Source organism: Ornithinicoccus halotolerans, assembly GCF_009602535.1.
Taxonomy (GTDB): Bacteria; Actinomycetota; Actinomycetes; order Actinomycetales; family Dermatophilaceae; genus Ornithinicoccus; species Ornithinicoccus halotolerans.
The window spans coordinates 1-16,660 of sequence record NZ_WIQI01000063.1; the positions used below are offsets into that span (position 1 = coordinate 1).

The following is a 16,660-nucleotide window of genomic DNA, read 5'->3' on the forward strand; positions in this document are numbered from 1 at the left end:
CCCGCGCGCGCCAGCGGGCTGGGGACCGCGGCGCTGCTGGCCGGGGACGTGGCGGTGCCCCCGCTGCGACCGGAGGGCGGCCGGCTGACGGTCGCGGCCGCACGCGCCGCCGCCGTGGCACCCGGCCCCGACCCCGGCCCGTGGCGGGTCACCGGCGAGGCGGAGCGGTGGTGGCTGGCGCGGCTGACCCGGTGCGCCAAGGCGGCCCGAGCGTTAACACGGCGGTAACACCGACGCCCGCGTGGCGAAACACCGCAGCCGCAGACTCGGGGCACGACACGGGCCAGTCCGTGTCATACCCGCCAACCGGTGCGCCCCGGGCGCGCCCGACCCTGGAGAGACTGAGATGGAGCTGACAGCAGCCGACGTCTGGATGATGCTGTGCGCGGCCCTGGTGCTGCTCATGACACCCGGCCTCGCGTTCTTCTACGGCGGCATGGCCCGCGCCAAGGCCGCCCTCAACATGATGATGATGAGCTTCGTGTCGATCGGGCTCGCCGGCGTGATCTGGGCGCTGTGGGGCTACTCGATGTCCGGGGGTGAGGCGCTTCTCGGCGGCCTCGTCGGCAACCCGCTCGCCGACCTCGGGATGCAGGGCCTTGCCGGTGGTGACCTGATCGGCGCCGGCTTCGGGGCCACCTTCGCGATCCTCACCGTCGCGCTGATCTCCGGTGCCGTCGCAGACCGCACCAAGTTCGGCTCCTGGTCGGTGTTCGTCCCGGTCTGGGTCACCCTGGTCTACTGCCCGCTGGCCTTCATGGTCTGGGGTGGCGGCCTGCTCAGCGCGGACGGCCTCATCGGCTCGACCGTCGGAGAGGCCATCGACTACGCCGGCGGGCTGGTCGTCCACATCAACGCCGGTGTCGCGGCGCTGGTGCTGGTCTACGTCATCGGCCGCCGCGCCGGCTGGGCCCGGGGCTTCCACAAGCCGCACAACGTGCCGCTGGTGATGCTCGGTGCGGCGATGCTGTGGTTCGGCTGGTTCGGGTTCAACGGCGGCGCCGCCACCGAGACCGGCGAGGCCGGCCTGATCTGGGTCAACACCCTGGTCGCCCCGGCCGCCGCGATGCTGGCCTGGATGTTCACCGAGCGGATCCGCGACGGGCGCCCCACCTCGGTCGGCGCCGCGTCCGGCGTCGTCGCCGGCCTGGTCGCCATCACCCCGGCCTGCGCGAACGTGAGCCCGCTGGGCGCGATCGCGATCGGCGTGCTCGCGGGCGTGGCCGCCGCGCTGGCGGTGGGCCTGAAGTGGCACTTCGGCTATGACGACGCGCTGGACGTGGTGGGCGTGCACCTGGTGGCCGGCCTGGTCGGCACCGTGGCGATCGGCCTGTTCATGACCCCCGACGCCGCGGGCACCGCCGGCCTCTTCTACGGCGGCGGTCTGGGCCAGCTGTGGGCCCAGCTGGTGGCGACGGTCTTCACGGTGGTGTTCACCGCGGTGCTGACGCTGCTGATCGCGCTGGCGATCACCAAGACGATGGGCTTCCGGGTCGCGCCGGAGGACGAGGAGCGGGGCGTGGACCTCTCCGAGCACCGGGAGAGCGCCTACGAGCTACTCGGGCTGGGCCAGCCCACGGAGCCGATGCCGGGCGAGGTGGTCGGCGCCGGGCGCGCCAGCACCGTGCCGGACGCCGAGCCCGTGCGCTGACGGCTCAGCACGGTTTGGGGCGCAACAGCACGGCGCCCGGGGCGTACGGCGGGTCCACCGGAGGCGTTAGCCTTGACCGGTGGGCCCGCCGGCCCATGCCCACCCCCCGATCACGACCAAGAGGTGCGCAGTGCCCACGGGCAAGGTCAGGTTCTACAACGAGGACAAGGGCTTCGGCTTCCTGTCCAGCGACGAGGGCGAGGACGTCTACGTCCACGCCAGCGCGCTGCCCGAGGGCGTCCCCGCGCTCCGCCGCGGCGCCAAGGTGGAGTTCGACGTCGCGCAGGGCCGTCGCGGGGCGCAGGCGCTGCACGTGCGGCTGCTCGACCCCGCACCATCGGTCGCCCGGCGGCTGGCGCTGCGCGACCGCAAGCCCGCCGAGGACATGGTCGTCGTGGTGGAGGACCTGATCACCCTGCTGGACCAGGCCTCCGGCACGATGCGGCGCGGCCACTACCCGGACGCCCGGGTCTCGGCGGCGCTGGCCAAGTCGCTGCGGGCGGTCGCCGACCAGTTCGAGGCGGGGACCTGATGGCCGCCGCCAAGCCCGACAGCATCCTGCTGGCCGCGGCCGACCTGGCGCGAGGGGCGCTGGACGACGTCGCCGAGGCGGGAACCGTGGGCGAGCACGTCGCGGCCAGGATGGAGGCCGAGCGGCTGGCCACCCACTACTTCGACTGCACCGCCGCCGGTTACCCCGGCTGGCGCTGGGCGGTCACCCTCGCCCGCGCGCCGCGCGCCCGCCGCGCGACCGTGTGCGAGACCCACCTGGTGCCCGGCGACGACGCGCTGCTGTCCCCGGAGTGGGTGCCCTACGCCGAGCGGCTCGCCCCCGGCGACGTCGGCCCGGGTGACGTCACGCCCTACCAGGCCGACGACCCGCTGCTGCAGCCGGGTTTCGAGGCGACCGGCGACGAGGAGGTCGACCAGCTGGCGCTCTGGGAGCTCGGGCTGGGCCGTCCGCGCGTGCTGTCGGCCGAGGGCCGGGAGGCCGCGGCGCAGCGCTGGTACGACGGTGAGCACGGCCCGCACGCCGACGTGGCCCGCAAGGCCCCGGCGCCGTGCGCGAGCTGCGGCTACTTCCTGCCGATGGCCGGGGCGCTGCGCCGGTTGTTCGGCGTCTGCGCCAACGCCTGGTCACCCAGCGACGGCTCCGTGGTCGCCGTCAACCACGGCTGCGGGGCCCACAGCGAGGCCGACGTGCGCCGACCCGAGCCCGAGCCGCTGGAACCACCGGTGCTGGACGACCAGCAGCTGGAGATCCTCCCGCACTGACGCGGCCGGCGGCCGCTCACTCGGCCTCGGCTGCGTTGCCTCGGCCCCGGGCCAGGTAGGCCCACCCCAGCAACCCCAGCGCCATACCGCACGCCGGCACCCACGGCCACCAGGAGCGTGCGCCGACCCGCAGGTCCGGCACCAGGAGCACCACGGCCAGCGCGACCGCCCACAGCGCCGTGCCCCACGCCGCGACGGCGCGGCTGCTCACCGCGACCGCCGGCGGGACCACCTCCCGCGGCGCCGGCCGCCCCGCGGCCCGGTCGGCGGGCCGCTCCGTCCCCGTGCCATCACCCACGTGCCGCACCTCCTGGGGACAACCTAACGGGCCAGCCCGTCGGTCGTCCCGACCCGGCCGGAATAGTTAGGCAATCTAATGAGTTAGGGTAACGGACGACCGAAGGGGAGTGTGGATGAGCAGGACACCGACGGACGGATCGGCTGCGCCCGGCCCCCCCGACGCCGAGATCGCGCGGCTGGCGCACGACCTGCGCATCGCCTGCATGCGGGTCTCCCGCCGGGTGCGCTTCGAGTCCTCCGACGCCGTGGCCCCGCACCAGTTCAGCGTGCTGGCACGGCTGGACGAGGCAGCACGGACGGTGGGGGAGCTCGCGGCGATCGAGCGGGTCAGCGCGCCGAGCATGAGCAAGGCGGTCGCGGGTCTGGCGGAGGCCGGGCTGGTGAGCCGCTCGGAGGACCCGCGGGACGGCCGGTTGGTGCGGCTGGCGCTCACCGACGAGGGGGTCGCGGTGCTGGCCCGCGTGCGCGCCGAGCGGGACGCCTGGATGACCGCGCGGCTGGAGGACCTGGACGTCGAGGACCGGGTGCTGCTGCGACGGGCCACCGACCTGCTGAACCAGGTGGTACGTCCGTGAGCGCAATGTTCGGGGCGCTGCGGGTCAAGAACTACCGGATCTACGCCACCGGGGCGGTCATCTCCAACACCGGCACCTGGATGGGGCGCGTCGCCCAGGACTGGGTGGTGCTGACCGAGCTCACCGACCACTCCGCCCGCGCCCTCGGCGTGGTGACGGGGCTGCAGTTCCTGCCGATGCTGCTGCTCTCCCCGCTCGGCGGGGTGCTCAGCGACGCCTTCCCCAAGCGGCGGGTGATGATGCTGACCCAGTCGCTGATGGCACTGACCGCGGTGGCGATGGGTGTGCTCGTGATCACCGGTGCCGTGGAGCTGTGGCACATGTACGTGCTGGCGTTCGTGCAGGGCACCGGTGCCGCCCTCGACGCCCCGGCCCGGCAGTCCTTCGTCTCCGAGATGGTGCCCCGGGAGCGGCTCACCAACGCCGTCGGCCTCAACAGCGCCTCCTTCCACACCGGCCGGCTGCTCGGGCCGGCCACGGCGGGACTGCTGATCGCCGTCTTCGGGACCGGTCCGACCTTCCTGGTCAACGCTGCGACGTTCGTGGCGGTGCTCGTCGCGCTGCTGGCCATGGACCCCCGGCAGCTGACCCCGGCTCCCCGCAGCCGAGGCAAGGGCCGGATCCGGGAGGGCGTCGCCTACGTGCGACACCGACCCGACATCATCATGATCATGATGCTGGCCTTCGTGCACGGCACCTTCGGCATGAACTTCCAGATGACCAACGCGCTGATGATCACCGAGGTGTTCGGCCGCGAAGTCACCGACTTCGGCGTCACCGGCTCGGTCATGGCCGTCGGCTCCCTCGGTGGGGCGCTGCTGGCGGCCAAGCGGGACCGGCCACGGCTGCGCTACCTGTTCGGCGCCCTCGCGTCCTTCGCGGCCTGCTCGCTGCTGGTCGGCCTGGCGCCCAGCTTCTGGTTCTATGCCGTCATGCTGGTGCCGACGGGCCTGTCCGCCCTCACCGTCATGGTGACCGCCAACGCGCTGGTGCAGCTGTCGGTGGACCCGGCGGTGCGGGGTCGGGTGCTCTCGCTCTACATGATGGTCTTCATGGGCGGCACACCCGTCGGGGCGCCGGTGATCGGCTGGATCGGCGAGCAGTTCGGCGCCCGGTGGACCATCCTGATCGCCACCATCACCGTGGGTGGCGCGGTGCTGGCCGCCGTCACCTGGGTGATGCGCACCGACAACCTGCGGGTACGGGTGGCTCGCGAGCAGGGCCGCCTCCTGGTCCTGGAGCGGGGCCCGGTGGAGCCGGTGCCGGAGCGGGCGGTCTGATGGACGCCCGTACCCGCCGGCTGGTCGTGGTCGGAGCGCTGCTGCTGCTGATCGCGATCGCCGCCCTGGCCACGCTGGTCTGAGACCGCCCGCCACACCGACCCCCGAGGAGTCCGATGACGACCTTCACCACGCGACCGACGCTGCAGGGAACCCTGGGCATGGTGTCCACGACCCACTGGCTGGCCTCGCAGGCCGCGATGGGGATGCTGGAGCGCGGCGGCAACGCCTTCGACGCCGCGGTCGCCGGCGGGCTGGTGCTGCAGGTCGTCGAGCCCCACCTGAACGGCCCCGGCGGCGACATGCCCGCCGTCGTCGCGACCGCCAGCGACCCCACACCCAAGGTGCTGTGCGGGCAGGGGCCGGCCCCGGCCGGGGCCACCATCGAGCACTTCCACTCCCAGGGGATGACCCGGGTGCCCGGCTCCGGTCCGCTGGCCACCGCCGTGCCCGGCGCGTTCGAAGCGTGGCTGGTGATGCTGCGGGACCACGGCACGATGGGGCTGGCAGAGGTCGCCGCCCCCGCCGAGCACTACGCGCGCCACGGTCACCCGCTGCTGCCGGCCGTCACGGCCGTCGTGGAGCGGGTGCGGCCGCTGTTCGAGCAGCACTGGCCCACCTCGAGCGAGCTGTGGCTGCCCGGGGGCGCCGCGCCGCCGGCGGGCGAGCTGTTCCGCAACCCGGCCTGGGCCGACACCCTCGCCCGGCTGGTCCGCGAGGGCGAGGCCGCCGGCGGCAGCCGGGAGCGTCAGGTGGAGGCTGCCCGGCAGGCGTGGGCGCAGGGCTTCGTGGCAGCGGCCGTCGAGGCCTTCTGCCGGCGGCCGTTCCGCCACTCCGACGGGCAGGTGCTGCCCGGCGTGCTCACCGCGGCCGACATGGCCGGGTACCAGTCCCGGTGGGAGCCGGCCGTCACCCGAGAGTTTTACGGCCACACCATCGCCAAGACCGGCCCGTGGGGGCAGGGGCCGGCGCTGCTGGAGGTGCTCGGCACCCTGGAACACCTCGCCGCCGACGACCGGGAGGCGCTCGACCCGGGCACCGTCACCGGCGTCCACGCCGTCGTCGAGGCATGGAAGCTGGCGATGGCCGACCGGGAGGCGTGGTACGGCGACAGCGGAGGCGACCCGGTGCCCCTCGAGGACCTGCTCGCCGGCGACTACCTCGCCGGGCGGGCGAGGCTGGTGGGGCCGCGAGCCAGCACCGAGCTGCGCCCCGGCCGACCGGGCGGCCGGCAGCCGCGACTGGCCGCGCAGGCGCTGGGGCGGGGGGAGCCGGTCGCGACCGCCGACCCGGCGGCGGGGGAGCCGACGGTGCGCCGCGACGGGGCCACCCGGGGTGACACCTGCCACATCGACGTCGTCGACCGCTGGGGCAACATGGTCTCGGCCACCCCGAGTGGTGGCTGGCTGCAGTCCTCACCGACGATCCCGGAGCTGGGGCTCGCGCTCGGCAGCCGGCTGCAGATGACCTGGCTGGAGGAGGGCCTCCCGTCCAGCCTGGTGCCGGGCCGGCGGCCACGCACCACGCTGACCCCCACGCTGGTGCTGCGCGACGGGCATCCGGTGCTGGCCTGTGGCTCGCCCGGCGGTGACCAGCAGGACCAGTGGCAGACGCTGTTCCTGCTGCGGCACCTCGTGCACGGCGAGCCGCTGCAGCAGGCGATCGACGCGCCGATGTTCCACACCACCAGCTTCCCCGGGTCGTTCTACCCGCGGGGCATGGAGCCGGGCGTGATGGTCGCCGAGGACCGGTTCGGCCAGGACCTGCTCACCGGCCTGGAGGGCCTCGGTCACCAGGTGGTGCGGCAGGGGCCGTGGTCGCTGGGCCGGATGTGCGCGGTCGCGCGGGACCCCCGCAGCGGGGTCCTCACCGCCGGGGCCAACCCGCGCGGTATGCAGGGCTACGCAGTCGGCCGCTGAGGCGGCTGCGGTGGCTGCGGCGGCTGCCCGCCCCGGCCGCCGCGGCGGCGGGGGAGGCGCACCTGCACGGTCCGGGCCGCCTCCTCGGGGCGGACCCGGTTGGCCGAGTCGGCGTTGCGCAGCAGCCGCTCGTAGGGCACCGCGGTGTGCGGGTGGACGCCGACCGGTTCCTCCCCGGAGAACACCACCCAGTAGGGCTCGCTGAGGTGGAACACCTGCTGCACCGAGCCGTCGACGACGGTCCCGGCGTGCTGCAGCGCCCGCCGGCGGTGGCCGCTACCGCGCACCCGGCGGTTCAGCACCGCCTCGGCGGGGCTGTGGCGTAGTTGCTGCACCACGGTGGGGCCGTAGCGCTGCGCCGCGGTGTAGACCACCGGGCCGTACTTGACCAGCGCGGTCAGGGCCCTGCCCTTGGCTGCCACAGCTGTGCCTCCCGTGCGTGCTCATCAGGTGCCCACCGAACTGACCGACGGCGGGCCGGTGTGCCCCTCCAGGGTAAGCGAGGCGGATAATCGAGGCATGGCCGAACCCGAGGACAGCCTCCGGCAGAGCCGGGTGGACTATGCCGGCCCAGGACTGGGGGAGCAGCAGCTGGCGCCCACGCCCTACGAGCAGCTGGTCCACTGGCTGGAGGAGGCGGTGCGGCGGCAGGCCGACCGCGGTGACGTGCCGGAGCCGTACGCGATGGCGCTGGCGACCGTCGACGAGCAGGGCCGACCGGACGTGCGGACGGTGCTGATGCGGTTGCTCACCGAGCAGGGCCCCGGCTTCGTCACCAACCTGCAGTCCGCCAAGGGCCGCCAGCTGGCGCGGGTGCCGTTCGCGGCGGCGACGATGACGTGGCCGGCGATGTACCGCGCGGTCCGCTTCCGCGGGCCCACCCAGCAGGTCCCCCGCGGGGAGATCGAGCGCTACTTCGCCCGCCGGCCGTGGGGGTCGCGGGTCAGCGCCTGGGCCTCGGCCCAGTCCGCGCCGGTCGCGGGCCGGGCGGAGCTGGAGGAGGCGTTCGCCGCCTACGCCGCGCGGTTCCCCGACCACGGCCGGGACGACGACGTCCCCGTCCCCGCCCAGTGGGGCGGCGTGCGGATCATTGTCACGGAGGTGGAGTTCTGGGCCGGCCGGCCCAACCGGCTCCACGACCGGCTCCGGCTCACCAGGGACAGCGGCGTGCCGGGCACGCTGGCCACGCCGGGGGTGTGGCAGGTGCAGCGGCTGCAGCCTTGACGTGGCGCTCAGCGGTGGTCGCCGTGGCCGCCGTCCGCTCCGCTCTCGGTGGTGATCGACTCCGGGCGCTCGGCGCCCCGCTCCTCCAGCATCGCCGTCATCGCCGCGATCTCCGACTCCTGCGCCCGGACCATCGCCAGCGCGATGCGGCTCACCTCGGCCTCGGCGGACAGGTCGTAGGCGGCCTGGGCCATCGTCACGCCCGACTCGTGGTGGGTGATCATCAGCTGCAAGAAGAGGATCTCGGCCTCCCGGCCGTCGGCCTCGCGCAGCTGTTGCATCTCCTCGCTGGTGGCCATCCCGGGCATGGGCGCGTCGCCTTCCGGCTCGGCGTGGGCCGCGTGGGCCTCGTGCTCGGCCATCCACTCCATGCGCGCGCCGGAGCGGGCGGTCGGCAGGTCCCACACGCGCAGCCAGGCCTCCATCTGGCCGAGCTGGTTCTGCTGGCTGGTCGCGATGTCGTAGGCGAGCGCGGCGACGTCACGCGAGTCGGCCCGCTGCAGCGTCAGCAGGGACATCTCGACGGCCTGTGCGTGGTGCTCGGACATGTCCCTGGCGAAACCGGCCTCCGGGCTGTCGCCGTCCGGGTGGTGCGGGGCGAACACCAGCCAGCCGAGCAGCACACCCGCCAGCAGGGCGGCCAGCGCGGTGAGGGAGAGCGGCAGCAGCCGCCCGGACCCGCCGATAGCCGGCCTGGGGTCGGGCTCAGCCACCGACCAGGTCCTCCGACGTCCCGCCGGTGCAGGCCGCGCCGGGCTCCGGGGTCTGCGGACCCTGCTTGTACTGCTGGATGAACTCCTCCAGGCGGGGGTCCGAGGCCGAGTCCACCCCGAGCTGGTGGCCCCATGCGGTCGCCATGACCGGTGACTCCTGGCCCTCGTACGGCGACAGGATCATGAAGTCCTGGTCTGCGAGGTCGGTGAGCTCCTCCACCTGGTCCTGCGGCAGGTCGGGCTGGTAGGTCAGCCACACCGCGCCGTGCTCCAGGGAGTGCGCCGCGTGGTGGTCGGGCACCGGTCCGGTGTAGATGCCGCAGTTGAGCCAGACGTCGTGGTGGTCACCGCCCACCGGGGGAGTCTGCTCGTACTCCGGCGGCGTGCTGACGTGGGTGCGCGACAGGTCCTCATAGGTCTGCACCGCGCTCAGGTCCGGCCGGTTGGCGACCGAGTCCCAGATCGCCCACCCGACGAGGCCCGCGATGAGCACCAGCACGCCGAGCAGCGCCACCCAGATGCCGGAGGGCCGGCGGCTGCCCTTGGCGGCCTGCTTCTTGGCCTGGGCGATACGGGCGGCCCGGTCGGAACCGGAGGTGGACGGGGGCATGGGCGGGCTCCTGCGTCGGGGACGGCTGTGGCCCCATCGTATGGCGCCCCCTCACCAGTGTTGCGGGGGCGTCCCGCGGACCCGGAGGGCGCGAAGCGTCCCCGCCGGTCCCTAGACTGGCTGCTCGACACGCGGCAGGAGGGCTGGCACGGTGACTGACCTGATCGACACCACGGAGATGTACCTCAAGAGCATCTTCGAGCTGGAGGAGGACGGGGTCGTCCCGATGCGCGCCCGCATCGCCGAGCGGCTCGGCCACTCCGGCCCCACGGTGTCGCAGACGGTGGCGCGCATGGAGCGCGACGGCCTGCTGACACTCGCCGGTGACCGGCACCTGGAGCTGACCGACCTGGGGCGCCGCACGGCGACCCGGGTGATGCGCAAGCACCGGCTGGCCGAGCGGCTGCTGGTCGACGTCATCGGGATGGAGCTGGCCTACGTGCACGACGAGGCCTGCCGCTGGGAGCACGTGATGAGCGACCGCGTCGAGGAGCGCATCGTCCGGCTCATCTCGACCCCGGAGGAGTCGCCCTACGGCAACCCCATCCCCGGGCTCGCCGAGCTGGAGCTGTCCCGAGACGAGGACCGGGAGGCCGGCCAGGGCGTCCCCAGCGACGGCTTCGAGGGCGAGCCCCGGCCGGGCGCCGGCCGGCACCTGCTGACCCTCACCGGGCAGCAGCAGCGGCAGGTGCGGGTGGTCCGCATCGGCGAGCCGGCCCAGGTGGACCCCGACGTCGTGGCCCTGCTGGTGGAGACCGGCGTGCTCCCCGGCCGCACGGTGACGCTCAGTCTGGACGGCGACCGGGTGCTCGCGACCGGCGAGAGCGGGCAGGGGGTGTCGCTGCCCAAGGAGGTGGCCGAGCACCTCTTCGCCGAGCCGCTCTGAACGGGCTGCCGACCCCGGCCGGACTCCGGGCGGCGATGTCCGGGGATGCCGTTTCGTGATGTGAGGTCGCTCACAGGCAACCCCTTTCCGCCCCGTCCCACCTGAGCGAAGATGCAGGTCAGCGGCCTCTCCCGGTGAAGTGCGACGGCTCGTCTACACCCGAGGTTTACCGAAACGTGACATTTGCCAGGGGCTTGTGTACGCTCCAACGTGGCTCATCCTCCCGGAGGAGCCCCCACCCGGCCGCCGAGTCCTGTCACCGAGGTGGGAGCCGCACGATAGCCGCGCAGACAGGAGCGGGGGAACCGCCAGCGGAGCCGCCAGCCGGCTCCTCGGGGCGAAGGTCGCCAGTGGCGACCCGGGCCACTCCAGCCCGAGCCCGACAGCTCACCCCGTAGGCCATGGAGAGGTATTTCTGTGTCGAACCGCACTTCTGGGCGTCACCGCGCGCCAAGCCGCCTCACGGCCTCCGGGCTGTCCCTCACCGCTTCCGCCAAGGTCGGCGCCGTCGCAGCCGCCTCCGGTGGCCTGCTCGCTACCGCGGTCCTTCCCGCCAGCGCGGCACCGCGTGGCGTCGTGGACGGGGTAGCGGCGGTGTCCGGCGAGAGCGCCTCGGCCGAGGGCTCGATCGGCAACCTCCTCGGCGTGGACCTGCCCGCCGTGCCCGAGCCGAGCGACCGCCCCGTCGTCGCCGCCCCTGCCCCCGCCCCCGAGGACGTCCCGGAGGAGGGACTGGCCTTCGGCGTCAGCGGCTTCGAGGGCATCGCCCCGCCGCCGGAGCCGGAGCCCGAGCCCGAGCCCGAGCCCGAGCCGGAGTACGAGCCCGAGCCCGAGCCGGAGTACGAGCCGGAGCCGGAGTACGACTCGGAGCCGGAGTACGAGGAGGAGTCGACCACGACCTCCTCGACCGAGGAGCGGTCGGAGACCAGCGCCAGCCGGACCGAGAGCCGCGAGGAGGCGCCGAGCAGCTCGGAGTCCAGCAGCACGGCTGCCGCCCCGACCGGTGGTGTGCTGTCCGTGGCCGCCTCGCTGGTGGGCTCGCCCTACCAGTGGGCCGGTAGCAGCCCGTCCGGCTTCGACTGCTCGGGCTTCACCTCCTACGTCTACGCCCAGCTCGGCATCTCGCTGCCCCGCACCGCCGCCGCCCAGCAGGCCGCCGCCACCCCGGTGAGCGACCCGCAGGTCGGGGACCTGGTCTTCTGGGGCTACCCCGCCCACCACGTCGGCATCTACGCCGGGGACGGCATGGTGTACGACGCCGGCCGCTCCGGCCTCTCGGTCAGCAAGCGCGCCATGTTCAGCGGCGTGAGCGGCTACGGCCGCGTCGGCTGAGCCGAACGCCCGGATCTCGTCGACAGGGCCCCTCCCGCGCCGCGGGAGGGGCCCTGTTCGGCTGTCACGGCCCTCCGGCCCCGGGACCGACGCGCCCCCGACGTCGCAGGGCCTCGGCGCCGGGGCGTCAGGGCCGCTGTGCCACCCGGCCGGTGTCGTCCCGGTCGGTCTCGTCCTCGAACTCGCCGAGGATCTGCTCGAGGATGTCCTCCAGAGAGGTGATCCCGACCGTCTCGTCCCGCGGGCCAGTGACCAGGGCCAGCTGGGCGCGCTGCTGCCGCATGAAGGTCACGGCGTCGATGAGCGGCAGGCCGGCCGGGATGGTCACGGCCTCCTGCAGCAGCTCGGGCGCCTCCTGCAGCCGGAGGTGGGAGCGCCCGGAGGCGGCGGCCCGGACCGCGTCGCGCACGTGCACCAGGCCGACGGTGTTGCCGTTCTCGTCGAGCACGAACAGCCGGGAGCGGCCGCTCTCGCGGCACCGTTCCTCCACGTCGGCGACCGTGGCGGTCACCGGCACGGTGACCGCGTCCTGCGGCGGGTGGGTGACGCTGGCGACCGTCTCCGACTCCAGCCGCAGCGCGCCGGTGAGCATCTGGTGGTCGGACTCGGTCAGCACGCCGTGCTCCCGGGACTGGATGACCAGCAGCTGCAGGTCCGCCGGCCCCCGGGTGCTGCTCACCGTCTCCACGGGGTCGACCCCGCAGGCGCGTAGCAGCAGGTTCGCCAGCTCGTTGAACAGCCACAGCAGCGGGCGCACCGCCCAGGTGAACCCGCGGAAGGGCAGCGCGAGCAGCAGCGCGGACGGCTCCGGGTGGGAGATCGCCCACGACTTAGGGGCCATCTCGCCCACGACCATGTGCAGGAACACCACCAGCGCGACCGCCAGCACCACGGCGATGACGTGGGACAGGTGGTGGCTCAACCCGGACAGCTCGATCGCCGGCGTCAGCAGCGAGGCCACCGCCGGCTCGGCGAGCGCGCCCAGCCCCAGCGTGCAGACGGTGATGCCCAGCTGGGCGCCGGCGAGCATCAGCGACAGCTCTCGGTGGGCGGCTACTGCGGAACGGGCCGCGCGGCTCCCCTCGGCGGCGTGCTCCTCGAGCCGGTGCCGCTTGGCAGCGACGATGGCGAACTCGCCGGCCACGAAGAAGGCGTTCAACAGCAGCAGCAGGAGCGACAGCAGCAGGGCGGCGCCGATGCTCACCGGTGCTCACCGCCCTCGGTGTCAGCGTTGCCGTTGCCGTTGCCGTTGCCGTTGCCGTTGCCGTCCCGCTCCAGCACCCCTGGTCTGGCCGACGGAGGGTGCACGGCGACCGTCTCCGGCACGTGCCGGTGGGTGGTCAGCACGTCGATGTGCACGCTGCGCACCTCGGCGTCCCCGTGGCTGTCGCGGTCCTCCCAGACCACCTCGACCCGGTCTCCCGCCTCGGCGATGCGCTCCAGCCGGTCCAGGACCAGCCCGGAGAGGGTGTCGTAGTCCTCGTCCTCGGGCAGCCCGATGCCGGTGGTGGCTGCCACCTCGTCCAGCCGCAGCCTCGCGGGCAGCTCCCACGCCCCGTCCGGCCGCTGCTCGAACTCGGTGTGGTCCGGGTCCTGCTCGTCCCAGATCTCACCGACCACCTCCTCGGCGACGTCCTCGAAGGTGATGACGCCGGCGAAGCCGCCGTGCTCGTCGACCACGACCGCCAGCTGGCGGTGCTGGCGGCGCAGCTGCTCCAGCACCCGCGGCAGCGGCAGGCTCTCGGGGAGGATGAGCGCCGGGCTGGCCAGGTCCCGCACCGGTGTGCGCTCCCGCTCCTCCGGAGGCACCTCCAACAGCTCGTGCAGGCCGATGACCCCCACGATGTCGTCGGTGTCGCGGCCGGTGACCGGGAACCGGGAGTGGCCGGTCTCCAGCAGCTCCAGCACCCGCGAGGCCGGCTCGTCGGCCTGCACCGTCTCCACGTCGATGCGCGGGGTCATCACCTCCTCCGCCACATGGCCGCGGAAGGCGAGACCGCGCCGTAACAGTCCCGACAGGTCCTCGTCCAGCAGGCCCTCGGTGTGGGACTCGGCGATGATGCGCGAGAAGTCCTCCGGCGTGGCCCCCTGCGGCAGCTCCTCCACGGGCTCGATCCCCACCGCCCGCAGCAGCCGGTTGGAGGCCTTGTCGAAGATCGCGATCACCGGGCCGGTCACCGTCAGGTAGATCAGCGTGGAGCGGGACAGCGCCAGCGCCAGCGGCAGCGGCCGCGCGATGGCCAGGTTTTTGGGGCCCAGCTCGCCGAGCACCATCTGCAGCACGGTGCTGAACAGCAGCGTCGCGGTCATCGACAGCGCCACGCGGGCGCCGCGGGACAGCTCGGTGACGCCCAGCACCTCGGTGAGCCCGCGACCGAGCAGCGGCTCGCCGGCGAAGCCGACCAGCAGCGCGGTCAGCGTGATGCCGAACTGGGCGCCGGAGAGGGTGAACGACAGCCGGGAGGTGACCTTGAGCGCCCGCTCGGCGGCGGCCGAGCCCTCCCTGGCCAGGCCGTTGAGCCGGCCGCGGTCCACGGTGACGTAGGCGAACTCCTGGGCCACGAAGTAGCCCGTCGCGAGGGTGAGCAGCAGGATGACGGCCAGGCCGCCGGCGATCAGCACGAGGCCACCTGGGGGGCAGAGAACAGCGGGAGCCGGGGCGCGCCCGGCTCGGTACTACAGCCGTCGCCGTCGCAGGAAGACATGCGCCCCATTGTATGAGCGTCCCGCGCCACGCCGGCATCGCCCGCATCGACGGCCTCCCGGCGCGGGCTGCCGGCCGGTGTCGGAGCCGTCTCCTACGGTGTGGCCATGGTGAGGTTCCTGCACACGGCCGACTGGCAGCTGGGGCTCACCCGTCGCTGGCTGCGGGGGGAGGCCCAGGGCCGCTACGCCGACGCCCGGGTAGCGGCCGTGCGTGCCCTCGGTGTCGTGGCCGGCGAGCAGGGTTGCGAGTTCGTCGTGGTCGCCGGGGACGTGCTCGAGTCCCCGCAGGTGGCGACGGGCACGCTGCGCCGGCTGTTCGAGGCGCTGAAGGAGTTCCCGGTGCCGGTCTACCTGCTCCCGGGCAACCACGACCCGCTCGGGGCGGGCTCGGTCTACCGCACCCGGCTGTGGGAGCGGGAGTGCCCGGGCCATGTGCACGTGCTGGACCGGCCCGGGCCGTGGCCGGTCGCCGACAGCGTCGAGCTGCTGGCGGCGCCGTGGCCCTCCAAGCGGCCGGGGGAGGACCTCGTGGCGCGGGCGCTGGCCGACCTGCCGCCCGCCGAGGGAGTGCGGATCGGGGTGGCACACGGGCCAGTGGACCGCATCCTGCCCGACCACGCCGACAGCAACCACGCCACCATCAACACCGGCACCGTGGAGCAGGCGCTCGCCAGCGGCCGGCTGCACTACCTGGCGCTGGGGGACCGCCACTCCGTCACGCCGGTCGGGGACAGCGGTGCCATCTGGTACTCCGGCACCCCGGAGGTGACCGACTTCCGGGAGCGGCGGCCGGGTGAGGTCCTGGTCGTCGACGTCGACCCGGGCGCACCCGAGCCGGTGCGTGTCGCCGGGCACCAGGTGGGGAGGTGGCGGTTCGAGGTGGTGGAGCGTGAGCTGCTCGACGGGCGCGACGTCGAGACCCTCGACGCCGACCTGGACCGGCGGGTCGACAAGGACCGCGCCGTGGTGCGGCTGGTGCTGCGCGGGGTGCTCGACCTGCCCGCCCACCAGCGGCTGGGCGAGGTGCTGGAGCGGCACGGGCAGCTGTTCGCCGCGCTGCACACCTGGGACCGGGCCGGCGACCTGCGGCTGCGCCCGGACCTGACGGCCATGCCCGGCTGGGGCCTGTCGGGCTTCGTCGCCGGCGCCGCTGCCGAGATCGCCGACAGCAGCGCCGGGGCCGGCCAGCTGCAGCCTCCCGGGACGACCGACCGTGCCGACGGCGCACAGAGCTCGGCGGCGCTGCTGGACTGGGAACCGTCCTGGGACGGCCCGGAGGACGCGACCAGCGCCCGGGACGCGCTGGCGCTGCTCTACCGGCTCACCGTGGCGCGGGAGAGCACATGAGGATCCACCGGATCACGCTGCGCGACGTCAAGGGCATCCGCGCGTGCGAGCTAAACCTGCCCGATGCCGGGGTCGTGGTCCTCGAAGGCCCCAACGAGGTCGGCAAGAGTACGGTCGTCGAGGCCCTCGACCTGCTGCTGGACCCCCGGGCACGCGCCACCTCCAAGGCTGCCCGGGTCCGGGCCCTGCAGCCGGTAGGGCGCGACGTGGGCCCCTCCGTGGAGGCCGAGCTGACGCTGGCGGGGCACCGGGTGCGCTTCAGCAAGCAGTGGCTGCGCCAGCCGCGCACCGAGCTGCAGCTGTTGGCGCCGACCCGCGAGCTGCTGGCCGGCGACGCCGCACAGCAACGGTTCGACGCCCTGCTGGAGCAGGGACTGGACCGGCAGCTGTGGGACGCCCTGCGCTTCCTGCAGTCGGGCGGCCCGCTGGTGGGCGGGCTGTGCGACAGCGACGCCCTGACCCGGGCCCTCGATGCCGCCGCCGGCGCCGACCTGCACAGCGACCAGGGCGAGGACCTGCTCAGCACCGTCGAGACCGAGCACCAGCGCTACTTCACCCCGACCGGCCGGCCGGCGCGGGAGCTGAAGGAGGCCGTGCGGGCCGCCCAGCACGCCCGTGACGCCGCGGTCGACCGGCACCGGGCGGTCCACGAGGTCGAGCAGATGAGCGACCGCCACGAGGAGCTGTCGACCCGGCTTGCGGCCGCCCAGGCGCGGCGCGCCGAGCTGACCGCGGGGCTCGACGAGGCCATGGCACGCGCTGGTCGGGCCGAGGAGGCGCTACGGACGCTGGAGCGGGCCGAGGCGGCGGAGCAGGAGCACGCAGCGGCCGCGGCCCGCGCC

At 74.1% G+C, this 16,660-nt stretch carries 17 protein-coding genes, 1 pseudogene and 1 riboswitch; of the genes and pseudogenes, 12 read left to right on the forward strand and 6 right to left on the reverse strand.

The features are described from left to right. The 4 genes and pseudogenes from GFJ45_RS16375 to GFJ45_RS10945 all read left to right on the forward strand — a co-directional run. A pseudogene (locus GFJ45_RS16375) lies at positions 1 to 228 on the forward strand (hypothetical protein); the annotation flags it as partial. A 118-nt stretch (positions 229 to 346) separates the two neighbouring features. After that, positions 347 to 1,651 (forward strand): ammonium transporter, encoded by a 1,305-nt coding sequence (locus GFJ45_RS10935; RefSeq protein ID WP_153397103.1) that lies wholly within the window; start codon positions 347 to 349, stop codon positions 1,649 to 1,651. 130 nt (positions 1,652 to 1,781) lie between these two features. After that, positions 1,782 to 2,183 carry a cold-shock protein gene (locus GFJ45_RS10940; RefSeq protein WP_153397105.1) on the forward strand — a complete coding sequence of 134 codons (402 nt, stop codon included), beginning with the start codon at positions 1,782 to 1,784 and terminating at the stop codon, positions 2,181 to 2,183. Next, positions 2,183 to 2,926: a DUF3027 domain-containing protein gene (locus GFJ45_RS10945; RefSeq protein ID WP_153397108.1), complete on the forward strand. Its 744-nt coding sequence runs from the start codon at positions 2,183 to 2,185 to the stop codon at positions 2,924 to 2,926. The genes GFJ45_RS10940 and GFJ45_RS10945 overlap by 1 nt, the downstream gene beginning before the upstream one ends. Before the next feature lie 16 nt (positions 2,927 to 2,942). Here the strand turns inward: GFJ45_RS10945 and GFJ45_RS16380 are convergent, their stop codons facing one another. Then, entirely contained in the window at positions 2,943 to 3,224 is a 282-nt protein-coding gene (locus GFJ45_RS16380; RefSeq protein WP_194288625.1) for a DUF2530 domain-containing protein, read from the reverse strand. 115 nt (positions 3,225 to 3,339) lie between these two features. On the opposite strand from GFJ45_RS16380, the gene GFJ45_RS10955 reads away from it, so the two are divergent. The 3 genes from GFJ45_RS10955 (at position 3,340) to GFJ45_RS10965 (ending at position 7,000) form a co-directional block, all read left to right on the forward strand. Beyond that, the gene (locus GFJ45_RS10955) at positions 3,340 to 3,801 is read left to right on the forward strand and encodes a MarR family winged helix-turn-helix transcriptional regulator (RefSeq protein WP_153397110.1); all 462 of its coding nucleotides are present in this window, start codon (positions 3,340 to 3,342) and stop codon (positions 3,799 to 3,801) included. A 5-nt stretch (positions 3,802 to 3,806) separates the two neighbouring features. Further along, positions 3,807 to 5,081, forward strand: coding sequence for an MFS transporter (locus GFJ45_RS10960; protein WP_153397133.1), 1,275 nt, complete (start codon positions 3,807 to 3,809; stop codon positions 5,079 to 5,081). A gap of 116 nt (positions 5,082 to 5,197) precedes the next feature. After that, positions 5,198 to 7,000, forward strand: coding sequence for a gamma-glutamyltransferase family protein (locus GFJ45_RS10965; protein ID WP_153397112.1), 1,803 nt, complete (start codon positions 5,198 to 5,200; stop codon positions 6,998 to 7,000). On the opposite strand, the gene GFJ45_RS10970 is transcribed toward GFJ45_RS10965, so the two are convergent. Further along, on the reverse strand, positions 6,982 to 7,422 hold the full coding sequence (locus GFJ45_RS10970; protein ID WP_153397114.1) for a hypothetical protein: 441 nt from the start codon (positions 7,420 to 7,422) through the stop codon (positions 6,982 to 6,984). The genes GFJ45_RS10965 and GFJ45_RS10970 overlap by 19 nt on opposite strands. Positions 7,423 to 7,519: 97 nt before the next feature. On the opposite strand from GFJ45_RS10970, the gene pdxH reads away from it, so the two are divergent. Continuing rightward, positions 7,520 to 8,224 carry a pyridoxamine 5'-phosphate oxidase gene (gene pdxH / locus GFJ45_RS10975; protein ID WP_153397116.1) on the forward strand — a complete coding sequence of 235 codons (705 nt, stop codon included), beginning with the start codon at positions 7,520 to 7,522 and terminating at the stop codon, positions 8,222 to 8,224. An 8-nt stretch (positions 8,225 to 8,232) separates the two neighbouring features. Here the strand turns inward: pdxH and GFJ45_RS10980 are convergent, their stop codons facing one another. Together GFJ45_RS10980 and GFJ45_RS10985 are read right to left on the reverse strand one after the other, a co-directional pair. Then, positions 8,233 to 8,937 carry a DUF305 domain-containing protein gene (locus tag GFJ45_RS10980; protein ID WP_153397118.1) on the reverse strand — a complete coding sequence of 235 codons (705 nt, stop codon included), beginning with the start codon at positions 8,935 to 8,937 and terminating at the stop codon, positions 8,233 to 8,235. After that, positions 8,930 to 9,547, reverse strand: a complete 618-nt coding sequence (locus tag GFJ45_RS10985; RefSeq protein ID WP_153397120.1) for a DUF3105 domain-containing protein — start codon at positions 9,545 to 9,547, stop codon at positions 8,930 to 8,932. The genes GFJ45_RS10980 and GFJ45_RS10985 overlap by 8 nt, the downstream gene beginning before the upstream one ends. A gap of 151 nt (positions 9,548 to 9,698) precedes the next feature. Here GFJ45_RS10985 and GFJ45_RS10990 point away from each other — a divergent pair, with 151 nt between their 5' ends. Together GFJ45_RS10990 and GFJ45_RS16385 are read left to right on the forward strand one after the other, a co-directional pair. After that, on the forward strand, positions 9,699 to 10,433 hold the full coding sequence (locus GFJ45_RS10990; RefSeq protein WP_153397122.1) for a metal-dependent transcriptional regulator: 735 nt from the start codon (positions 9,699 to 9,701) through the stop codon (positions 10,431 to 10,433). Positions 10,434 to 10,703: 270 nt separating this feature from the next. Continuing rightward, positions 10,704 to 10,849, forward strand: a riboswitch (cyclic di-AMP (ydaO/yuaA leader). 178 nt (positions 10,850 to 11,027) lie between these two features. Next, complete coding sequence (locus tag GFJ45_RS16385) at positions 11,028 to 11,765, forward strand: C40 family peptidase (protein WP_228386878.1); 738 nt, start codon at positions 11,028 to 11,030, stop codon at positions 11,763 to 11,765. Positions 11,766 to 11,892: 127 nt separating this feature from the next. Here the strand turns inward: GFJ45_RS16385 and GFJ45_RS11000 are convergent, their stop codons facing one another. Together GFJ45_RS11000 and GFJ45_RS11005 are read right to left on the reverse strand one after the other, a co-directional pair. Next, positions 11,893 to 12,969 carry a hemolysin family protein gene (locus tag GFJ45_RS11000; RefSeq protein WP_153397124.1) on the reverse strand — a complete coding sequence of 359 codons (1,077 nt, stop codon included), beginning with the start codon at positions 12,967 to 12,969 and terminating at the stop codon, positions 11,893 to 11,895. Next, entirely contained in the window at positions 12,966 to 14,387 is a 1,422-nt protein-coding gene (locus GFJ45_RS11005) for a hemolysin family protein (protein WP_153397126.1), read from the reverse strand. Before GFJ45_RS11005 ends, GFJ45_RS11000 begins: the two co-directional genes overlap by 4 nt. Positions 14,388 to 14,576: 189 nt before the next feature. Between GFJ45_RS11005 and GFJ45_RS11010 the strand changes: the two genes are divergently transcribed. Then, the gene (locus GFJ45_RS11010; protein WP_153397128.1) at positions 14,577 to 15,818 is read left to right on the forward strand and encodes a metallophosphoesterase family protein; all 1,242 of its coding nucleotides are present in this window, start codon (positions 14,577 to 14,579) and stop codon (positions 15,816 to 15,818) included. Continuing rightward, positions 15,815 to 16,660, forward strand: an 846-nt coding sequence (locus GFJ45_RS11015) for an AAA family ATPase (protein ID WP_153397130.1), incomplete at its 3' end; no start/stop codon positions are given. The genes GFJ45_RS11010 and GFJ45_RS11015, both read left to right, overlap by 4 nt.